The 8,364-nt window shown below is 67.9% G+C and carries 6 protein-coding genes and 1 pseudogene; 2 read left to right on the plus strand and 5 right to left on the minus strand.

Going from position 1 to position 8,364, the window contains the following annotated elements:
- From QZV94_RS20240 to QZV94_RS20250, 3 genes are all read right to left on the minus strand, one after another.
- Positions 1-1,586, minus strand: a 1,586-nt coding sequence (locus QZV94_RS20240; RefSeq protein WP_293681103.1) for a nidogen-like domain-containing protein, incomplete at its 3' end; no start/stop codon positions are given.
- Positions 1,587-1,713: 127 nt separating this feature from the next.
- Entirely contained in the window at positions 1,714-2,580 is an 867-nt protein-coding gene (locus QZV94_RS20245; protein ID WP_293681106.1) for a TauD/TfdA family dioxygenase, read from the minus strand.
- A gap of 23 nt (positions 2,581-2,603) precedes the next feature.
- Positions 2,604-3,095 carry a flavodoxin family protein gene (locus tag QZV94_RS20250; protein WP_293681109.1) on the minus strand — a complete coding sequence of 164 codons (492 nt, stop codon included), beginning with the start codon at positions 3,093-3,095 and terminating at the stop codon, positions 2,604-2,606.
- A gap of 113 nt (positions 3,096-3,208) precedes the next feature.
- Between QZV94_RS20250 and QZV94_RS20255 the strand changes: the two genes are divergently transcribed.
- Positions 3,209-4,561, plus strand: a complete 1,353-nt coding sequence (locus tag QZV94_RS20255; protein WP_293681112.1) for a serine hydrolase — start codon at positions 3,209-3,211, stop codon at positions 4,559-4,561.
- A gap of 154 nt (positions 4,562-4,715) precedes the next feature.
- Complete coding sequence (aspS, locus tag QZV94_RS20260; protein WP_293681115.1) at positions 4,716-6,506, plus strand: aspartate--tRNA ligase; 1,791 nt, start codon at positions 4,716-4,718, stop codon at positions 6,504-6,506.
- Here aspS and QZV94_RS20265 read toward each other — a convergent pair.
- Positions 6,503-7,531: a pentapeptide repeat-containing protein gene (locus QZV94_RS20265; protein WP_293681118.1), complete on the minus strand. Its 1,029-nt coding sequence runs from the start codon at positions 7,529-7,531 to the stop codon at positions 6,503-6,505. The two genes, aspS and QZV94_RS20265, sit on opposite strands and share 4 nt — an antisense overlap.
- A gap of 87 nt (positions 7,532-7,618) precedes the next feature.
- A pseudogene (locus QZV94_RS20270) lies at positions 7,619-8,364 on the minus strand (ribonucleotide reductase); the annotation flags it as partial.

Here is an 8,364-nt window from a genome sequence, read left to right on the forward strand (position 1 = left end):
AGCAGGGCGATGGCGTAGGGTATGGTGACCCCCAGCGACACATCGCCCGTGCGCAATAGGGTATAGGCGAAAGCCGTCGCGCCCGCGTCGCCTTCGGGCGAGACCAGCGCCGTCGGCGCGGCGACCAGCAGTGCGTGACGCAGGTCGTCGTCGACGATGGTGCCCTCGGCCGATACCTCCGGGTTAGAGATCGCCCCGCCAGTGGTGGCCTGGGTCAGGCGCACCGTGAAGGTCTCGTCCGGTTCCGGCGCCAGATCGCCTGCGACCTGGATCCGGATGATCGCCTGCGCGGCGCCGGGGGCGAAGGTCACCGTGCCGGAGAGCGGCTGGCCGGGTGCGAAGTCGTCGGCGGAGGCCTTGCCGGACAGCAGCTCCCATTCCACCGTCGAGCCCTGTGTCAGGTCGCCCGAGCGGACCACCACGAAGTCAAATGGCGCCGGTCCCGCCTGACCCTCGGCGTGCATCTGCGGCCCGGAGAAGGCGAACATCACAGGCGAGTCGTCGTTCACGATGGCGCCGAGGGCCGCGACGTTCGGGTCGAACACCACGAGGCCGTGGACGGCGTTGCTCAGCCTGAACGCGAACATGTCGTCGGCTTCGAAGACCTTGTCGCCCTGCACGCTGGCGGAGACGACCACTTGGGTCTCGCCCACGCCGAAGAAGGCGACGCCCGAAAGGGCCTGGCCGGGCGCGAAGTCACTCGGGTCGTCGATCTCGATGCGCCAATCGACCAGCGAAGGGCTGCCGAGGTCGCCGCTGCGGGTGATGGTGAAGTTGATCTCCGTCGTCCCGCTGTCGCCTTCTCGCACCAAGCCGCTGGTGCTCAGCCCGAACGACACCGGCATCGCGGGCGTGGGGTCGACCGGATCGGGTTGGGGCTCTGGTTCCGGCTCAGGTTCGGGTTCCGGCGGGCCGGTGCCTTCGAGGACTCCGTCGCGAATCCGCCAAAGCCATCGGCCGGCTTCTCCGGTGTTGCCCGGATTGGTGTCCAGGGCCGCCATTTGGAACCGGTCGCCGGAGCCAACCATCTGATGGACGGTGGTCCCGTCGGCCGCGCCCAGCGCCCAACCGGCGGAGGGTGCGCCGGCGTCCGTCGCCGGCGGCCCGATCCGCTCGTAGATGAAGGCGATGTCGAAATCGCCGTCCCCCATGTCGATCAGTTGGACTTGGAAAGCCGCGGGGTTGTTGTTGCTGGAGGCCTTGTAGCCGACGTCGTCCCAGGTCGCCGTGAACACCTTCGCCACGGCATCCAGGTCATAGTAGACCGTATTGGTGCCTTGCGAGGTCCCACCGGGCGAAACCCGGTCCGGTCCCTGCGTGTCGAGATCCACCCAGAACGGCGCGATCATCAGCGGCCCGCTCGCGCCGAACGGGGTCGGCGCGAAGGACTGGTTGGGGGCCCCGAAGGAGATGTTGCCGTTGTTGTTGACGTAGAGCGTCGTGTAGTGCGCCCCGTTGAAATACAGGCCATCACTTCCGAAGACTGACGTGATGTCGATCGCGACGGACGACAGGTCATCGCTGGGCTGCAGGGATGCTTCCCCGAAACCAGCAACGCCCCCGAGTCCGTCAACCAGACTGGGCACTTTGGAACTTCCCCCGACGTATCAACGTTTCGTTAACCCATACGGTGACGCTTGTCTTCAAGACGCATGCCAGTGGGGTGAAAGCGCCGCGAATACACCTGGGAGGCGAATTCTGTGCCCTTTTGGGCTAGCTGGCCGCGGCGAACTCGCTGACAGGGTCGCCGGCGATGCGGGAATGGTACATGACCCGCGGGAGCGCCATGTCCCACGGACAGGCGCGGTGCATCAGCCGCCGGTTGTCCCAGATCACCGCGTCGCCCGGCGTCCAGCTGTGTCGCCAGGTGCGCGGCGGCCGACAGGCCAAGGTGGTCAGTTCTTCCAGCAGCGCCTCGGACTCCGCCGCATCGAGGCCCGTGACCCCGAAGGCATGGCGGCCCACCATCAGGCAGTCGCGCCCGGTCTCAGGGTGGCGCTTGACCAGCGGCCGCAGCGGCGGATCCTCCACCGTCATGCCATAGCCGGAATAGGCGCTTCCACCCTTGTGGACGTGTCCCACCTTGCCCTGGCTGTAGCGCAGCGAATGGCGCGCGGAGCGCCCGGCTATGCGCGCCTTCAGCTTAGGTGACAGATCCTCGTACGCGGCGGCCATATCGGCCCACTCGGTCTCGCCGCCCGCCTCAGGCACAACGTGGGCGGTGAAGACGGCGCCCTTGGCCTGCACCGGCATGTAGGTGGAATCGCAGTGCCAGCCCATGTTGCCCTTGAGCACCTTGACGATGTCGTCATCGCTGTCCGCCGGCCGCACCGAACCGTCCGCGCGGACGTTGCTGATCGGGGAAAGCTCGATCTCCAGGGGGCCGAAGCGGCGGGCGACGGCGACCTGCTCGTCATTGGAGAGATGCTGGCCGGGCAGGATCAGCAGGCCATAGGTGAGCCAGGTTGCGTATAGGGCCTCGAAGTCCGGCGCAGACAGGTCCGCAAAGCGTACGCCGGTTACAACGGCGCCGAAGGTGGCCGGCAGGGGGTCCACATCAAAGGCGGTCGTCAAGGCCATGGGCTCGCTCCGGCGTGTCGTTTTCAGAATACGCCCATTGCGAGCCCGGCGGCCAGTGCGGCGCCCAACTCCTCGCAGGCCGCGAGAGCCGCGCCGTCCAGGGACTTGGCGGCGAGGATGGCCTCCGGTGTCTGGGCGTGGGTGATCACGATGAGCGGCTCGGCGATGGGCTTCAGCCGCCAGCCTGTGGCGATGCGCGCCAGCTGACGGGCCGCGCCGGTCCCATCGCTGCCGGCGGCGACCATGTGGGCATAGGGGCGACCGTTCAGGCGCTCCAGGACCGGATAGTAGCAGCGGTCGAGGAAGGCCTTCATCTCCCCGGAGAGCGCGGCCAGGTTCTCGGGCCCGACGAAGAGATACCCGTCAGCCTCCAGCAGGTTCTCGGGGCCCGCCTCGTCGACCGCGAGCAGGCGCGTCTCGACGCCGGGTTCGCCCGCGGCCCCGCGCGCTGCCGCCTCGGCCATGTCGCGCGCGGCGCCCGTGCGCGAATGCCAGACGATGAGGAGCCGCTTCATGGCGCCACGCTAGCGGGCGCTGGCGACGTTGCCGACCTGAAACGCGACTTGGCTTGCCCGCAACCGGATGCCGCTCCAAGTTCGGTCCAACAAGTGTTTGGAGGGGACGACCAATGCTACGCAACCTGCGGCTCGCCGCGGCGCTGACCGCCGTTTCACTGGCGCTGGCGCCCACGACCGGCTTCGCCGAGGCCCGCAAAGGTCCCGCCGCGGCGGCCGCAATGTCGGCCTTCACGCCGGCCGCGAGCCCCGAGGCGGTGGGCTTCGACAGCAGACGCCTCGCGAAGCTCGACGACTACATGCGCGGCGTGGTGGCCGAGGGGCGCGTGGCCGGCATGACCACGTTCCTGGCCCGCCACGGGAAGGTTGTGCAGTTCAAGACCTATGGGAAGCGGAGCCTCGCCAGCGGTGCGCCGATGACCGAGGACACCATCTTCCGGATCTATTCCATGAGTAAGCCGGTCACCGGCGTGGCGATGATGATCCTGTTCGAGGAGGGCAAGTGGCGCCTCGACGACCCGGTCACCCGTTTTGTGCCCGAGTTCAAGAACCTGCGGGTGATGACCGGGACCGACAGCGCCGGCAAGCCCATCCTGGCGGACATGAAGCGCCCGCCGACGATGCGCGAGATCATGAGCCACACGGCCGGCTTCGGTTATGGCCTGGGCGACGAACATCCGGTCGACAAGCTCTACCGCGAGAAGGAGATCCTCGGCTCGAAGGGCCTGAAGCAGATGATCGATCGCACCGCGACGATCCCGCTGATGTACCAGCCGGGGACCTCTTGGTATTATTCTTCGGCGGTCGATATCCAGGGCTACATCGTAGAGAAGCTCTCCGGCCAGACGCTGGGCCAGTTCATGGACGCGCGCATCTTCAAGCCGTTGAAAATGAACGACACCGCCTTCTACGTCGCACCCGCCAAGGCCAGCCGCCTGTCCGCCGTCTACGCGCTCAACCGCGACACCAACCGGATCGAGGAGGCGGCCAAGATCTTCGACTTCCAGCTGCCGACCTATCTCGAACCGCCGGCGATGGAGTCGGGCGGCGGCGGCCTCGTCTCCACCACCATGGACTACGCCCGCTTCGCCCAGATGCTGGCGAACGGCGGAGTGCTGGAGGGCGTGCGGGTCCTGGCCCCGGCCACGGTGGAGCTGATGGGCACGAACGCCATCCCCGAGAACGTGCTGGTCAACTCGAACGGCACGGTCGGGTTCGGCTTCAATGAGGCCGTGGGCTTCGGATTGGATTTCCAGGTGGTGAAGGAGCCCCGCAGGGCCGGTACGCTGGAGGGCAAGGGCACGATCAGCTGGGGCGGCGCGGCCGGCACCTGGTTCTGGGTCGACCCGGCCAACGACCTGATCTTCGTGGGCATGATCCAGCGCATGGGCGGTTCCGGCGGCGACGACCTGGGCACGATGGCCCGCACGCTGACCTACCAGGCGCTCGTGCAGCCGGAGAGGTAAGCGCTGGGACCGTCCGCCACGGCGTTGAACCGACGCTGTGGCGGACGGCGCCGGGCGTGTCCGCAATCGGTCGTGAGCTTCGGCGCGCCTTGACTTTCAGGCCCCCCCATGCGCCCTTCCGCGCCTCGTAAAACCCCCGTTTTCCCTTGAGAATATGCACGCCTACCGCTCCCACACCTGCGGCGCGCTCCGCGCCGCCGACACCGGCCAGACGGTCCGGCTCTCCGGCTGGATCCATCGCAAGCGGGACCATGGCGGTCTCATGTTCGTGGACCTGCGGGACAATTACGGCCTGACCCAGCTGGTGCTGAGCCCCGAGACGCCGGGGTTCGGGCGGGTCGAAAAGCTGCGCGCCGAGAGCGTGATCCGCATCGACGGCGAGGTGGTGGCCCGCAGCGCCGAGACGATCAACCCGAACCTGCCCACCGGCGAGGTCGAGATCCGCGTGCGCGAGGTGGAGGTCCTGTCGGAAGCCGCCGAGCTGCCGCTGCCGGTGTTCGGCGAGCCCGACTACCCAGAGGACATCCGCCTGAAGCACCGCTATCTGGACCTTCGGCGCGAGACGATCCACCGCAACGTCCTGCTGCGGGGCCAGGTGATCAACTCGATCCGCCGCCGGATGATCGAGCAGGGCTTCAACGAGTTCCAGACGCCGATCCTGACCGCCTCGAGTCCCGAGGGCGCGCGCGACTTCCTGGTGCCGTCGCGGGTGCATCCGGGCAAGTTCTACGCGCTTCCGCAGGCGCCGCAGCAGTTCAAGCAGCTGCTGATGGTCGCGGGCTTCGACCGCTACTTCCAGATCGCGCCGTGCTTCCGAGACGAGGATGCGCGGGCCGACCGCTCGCCCGGCGAGTTCTACCAGCTCGACGTCGAGATGAGCTTCGTCACGCAGGAGGACGTGTTCGCCTCGATCGAACCGGTGCTGCACGGCGTGTTCGAGGAATTCAGCCAGGGCAAGCCGGTCACGCCGTACCCGTTCCCGCGGCTGCCCTATCGCGAGAGCATGTCGAAGTACGGCACGGACAAGCCTGACCTGCGCAACCCGCTGGTCATGCAGGATGTCTCCGAGCACTTCCGCGGCGGCGGCTTCGGTCTTTTCGCGCGCATCCTCGAGGACAGGAAGAACGCCGTGTGGGCGATCCCCGCACCGAAGGGCGGTTCACGCGCGTTCTGCGACCGCATGAACAGCTGGGCGCAGGGCGAGGGCCAGCCGGGCTTGGGTTACATCTTCTGGAGCGAGGACCAGGGTGGCTGGGGCGGGCCCATCGCCAAGAACGTCGGAGATGAGCGCACCGCCGCCGTCATGGGCCAGATCGGCATGGGGCAGGGCGACGCCGCCTTCTTCGTGGCGGGCGATCCGAAGGTCTTCGCCAAGTTCGCCGGCACGGCGCGGACCAAGGTGGGGACGGACCTGAAGCTGATCGACGAGGACCGTTTCGACTTCGTCTGGATCGTCGATTTTCCGATGTACGAGTTCAACGAGGAAGCCAACCACGTCGACTTCTCGCACAACCCGTTCTCCATGCCGCAGGGCGAGCTGGAGGCGCTGAACACCCAGGACCCGCTGGATATCCTGGCCTACCAGTACGACATCGTCGTCAACGGCGTGGAACTGTGCTCCGGGGCGGTCCGGAACCACAAGCCGGAGATCATGCTGCGGGCCTTCGAGATCGCCGGCTACTCGGCCGAGACGGTCGAGCATGACTTCGCCGGCATGATCAACGCATTCCGCTATGGGGCCCCGCCGCACGGCGGCCTCGCGCCCGGCATCGACCGGATCGTCATGCTGCTGGCCGGCCAGCAGAACATCCGTGAGGTGATTGCCTTCCCGCTGAACCAGCAGGGGCAGGATCTGATGATGAACGCGCCCTCAGAAGTTGCGGACAAGCAGCTGAAAGAGCTGCATATCCGACTGGCGATTCCAGCGAAGGCGTCCGCTTCCTAGGGCTGGATGGCGATCACGTAGCGTGGTGAGGCCGGCGGCGCTGGCGGCGCCGGTGGCGCGGGAATAGCCGGCACGATGCGGATACGCGTCGGCGGCGTGGCGTCGTGGCGGCCCACCCAGCGGGCAGAAGCCACGCAACCGCGCGCGATGAGCCCCCGGGGCAGCCTGGTGCGGTGATCGGCGCAGGCCTCGTCGACCTGGTCCTGCGTCAGGCCGCGCACCCCCGACAGGTCGACCCCGACCAGCATGGCGCGCGAGATGTCGGTATCCCTGAAGTCGGCTCCGTCGAAATTGGCGCCCGCCAGCCGGGTCCCCGTCAGGTCCGCCGAGCGGAAGGAGGCGTGGCTGAAGTCGCCGCCCGCGAGGCTGGCGCCGGTCAGATCGGAATCCGCGAAGTTTGCGCCGCTGGCCTCGACCCGCTCGAACCGGGCGCCCTTCAGTTCTGCGGACTTGAAGATCGTGCCGTTCAGCCGTGCCCGGGAAAAATTCGCGCCCGTGGCCTCAATATCGTTCATCTGGGCGCGGTCGAGGGTGGCGGACTCGAAGCCCACGCCGCGAAGGTTGGCGGACCTCAGGATGGCGTTGGTCATGGTCGCGCGGGAGAACACCGATCCGGTCGCCTCGGCCTCGGTGAGGTCCGCGCGGGTGAGGTTGGCGGAGTTGAACACCACCCCGTTGGCCTCGGTGGAGCGCATCCGCGCGCCGCTGAGGTTGGCGTTGGAGAAGTTCGAGCCGGTCATGGCGGAGTCCGAAAGGTCCGCCCTGCTGAGGTCCGCGCCGACGAAAACCGAGGCGTGCATCTTGGCCTCGCGCAGGACCGCGCCGATCATCACCGCGCCGGAGAAATTGGCGCCAATGATCCGTGCGCCGGAGAGGTTGCGGCCCGAGAGTTCGCACTTCACGCAGGAGCCGCCGAACGAGACCTGCCGCGGAATTTCCTTCTCGCCAGCCTGCGTGGCGCCGGCGGTCGACGCGATCGCGACGACGGCGACCGCGGCGGCCAGGAGGTGGTTCGGGCGGCTCATCTGTGGGGCAGTTCCTTGCAGTCTTGCGGCCACATCTGGCCCCTCGGCCGCTTGGGCGCCACTTAAATCGCGGTAATTCTGAAGGGGTTAACCAGCCTGTCCGTCCGGAATCCGCGCGGCCCGCGCGCCGCATGTCTCGCAGATCAGCGCCTGACCCTTGCGGACCACGGCTATATCGCCGCAGGCGGCGCAGACCTCTGCGGCGCTCAGCGCCGCGGGCCCACCGGGACGCCCCGCCGACGGCAGGAAGACCAGGTTGTCGGGCGCAGCGCCGCGGGCGAAGCCGCGGGAGATGAACCGTGAAACCGGTTGGGGCCCGGGCTCCTCCGCGGCCACGGCGTCGGCCTTGCCGCGGCCCAGGCCGTCGGCGTTCAGCTCGCCGGCGTCGGCGCTGCCCAGGTCGTCGCGTCCCAGGTAGCTGATCCCCAGCTCGCGGAAGATGTAGTCGAGGATCGAGGTGGCGGACCTGACGGTGTCGTTGCCGGTCACCGGTCCGGCCGGCTCGAAGCGGGTGAAGACGAAGGCGTCGACGAACTCGTCCAGGGGCACGCCGTATTGCAGGCCGATGGAGATCGCGATGGCGAAGTTGTTCATCAGCGAGCGGAAGGCCGCGCCTTCCTTGTGCATGTCGATGAAGATCTCGCCGAGCTGGCCGTCGTCGTACTCGCCCGTGTGCAGGTAGACCTTGTGGCCGCCGACCGCCGCCTTCTGGATGTAGCCCTTGCGCCGGTCGGGCAGCTTCTGACGGGTCCGCTCGCGCTCGACGATCCGTTCGACAATGCGTTCCTCGGGCTCGGGCGCGTGCGGTCGCACGGCGAGGTCGGCCACGGCAG

Source organism: uncultured Phenylobacterium sp. (assembly GCF_902826855.1).
GTDB lineage: Bacteria > Pseudomonadota > Alphaproteobacteria > Caulobacterales > Caulobacteraceae > Phenylobacterium.